We start from the raw sequence: 1,353 nt of genomic DNA, 5'->3' as shown, positions 1-1,353 counted from the left end.
GGCGGTCTCAAGGAGCAAGTGCAACACCTCATGTAAGGTGTTGCCATGTCTACCCAATACAACCACCTGAGTACCGAGGAGCGCGTCACCATTATGGTGATGCTCTTTCAACGACAGACGCTGCGAGCTATTGCCGCTTTGCTAGGCCGTCACCCCAGCACCATTAGTCGTGAGATCAAACGCAACCCCCAGCAGCCTCACTATGACGCCATCCAAGCTACCAGCAGGGCTCAACAGCTTCGACATGCGCCTCGCCGTCAGCGGCGTTTGTCTCCAGACTCAGAGCTATTTCAAGTGGTCGTCGAAATGCTCCGCATCGGCTGGTCACCGCAACAAATTGCTCGCAGACTACGCAGTATCTGGCCAGGCCAATCCGAGCGACATGTGAGCCACGAAACTATCTACCTCGCCATCTATGCCTATCCGCGCGGCGAGCTGAAACGCCAGTTGATCAGTTATCTACGTCAGGCTGACGGCAAACGTCCTAAGCGAACCCAAAGCAATGTGCGTCGAGAACGTTACCCTGCGCATCTGAGTATTCACCTACGCCCCCCTGAGGTTGCAGATCGTCTGGTCCCTGGGCATTGGGAGAGTGATCTGATCATGGGCGCCAATAATCGCTCAGCGGTTGCCACCATGGTCGAGCGTACGAGCCGTTATGTGATTCTCGCCAAGCTCGAAGCCCCCACCGCAGAGGCGGCGGCGGAAGCGATCGTGAGGGAAATGTCGCGGATGGCGCCATCGCTCCTAAAAACCATGACGCATGATCAAGGCAGCGAAATGGCCCGTCATGCCGAAATTACTGCGCGCACGGGGATGAAGATTTATTTCGCCGATCCACACTCGCCTTGGCAGCGTGGTAGCAATGAAAATACGAACGGTTTGTTGCGTCAGTACCTCCCCAAAGGCACAGATCTCTCTCTGGTGACGCAGGCACGGCTGGACGAAATCGCTGATCTGCTCAATACCCGACCCCGCCAGACACTGGGCTGGAAATTTCCGGTTGAGGTGCTAGTAGATCATCTTCAGCTTTCCGCGACCAACAAGCTTGAAACGATAAACTGATCGGTAAGGGCAAGCCCTCCAAGTTATCTGGTGGATGCGTCTAATGGGTGTTTCTATTGGGTCATTCCAAGCCGTCACATTGGCGATGGAGGGGGGGTGTGTATAGCCGCTGCTGCAGCCACCGAAGGGCTTGATCACGGCTAAGCACTTGGTAGTGGAAATTGTGCTTAGTCAGGTAAGCTCGGTTCGGTCAGACGCCCATTGATAACGATGTTTTGGAAGCGGGATTGTTTCGCTTAGCAAGCTCAGAAAATTAACTGACTGTTGCACTTGCTCCTTGAGACCGCC

Annotated in this window: 1 protein-coding gene; it reads left to right on the top strand. The window is 54.8% G+C overall.

What is annotated here, in order from left to right:
• The first annotated feature begins 45 nt into the window (after positions 1–45).
• Positions 46–1,065, top strand: a complete 1,020-nt coding sequence (locus GHO41_RS29220; RefSeq protein ID WP_048377755.1) for an IS30 family transposase — start codon at positions 46–48, stop codon at positions 1,063–1,065.
• The last annotated feature ends 288 nt before the right edge of the window (positions 1,066–1,353 follow it).

Origin of the sequence: Pseudomonas sp. FSL R10-0399, from assembly GCF_009600165.1 — a bacterium.
Taxonomy (GTDB): domain Bacteria; phylum Pseudomonadota; class Gammaproteobacteria; order Pseudomonadales; family Pseudomonadaceae; genus Aquipseudomonas; species Aquipseudomonas helleri.
This window is presented reverse-complemented; position numbering and strand designations above follow the sequence as displayed.

Bases quoted from the DNA above. Each gene is read 5' to 3' on its own strand.
- GHO41_RS29220 (WP_048377755.1), top strand. From the start codon at position 46: ATGTCTACCCAATACAACCACCTGAGTACCGAGGAGCGCGTCACCATT.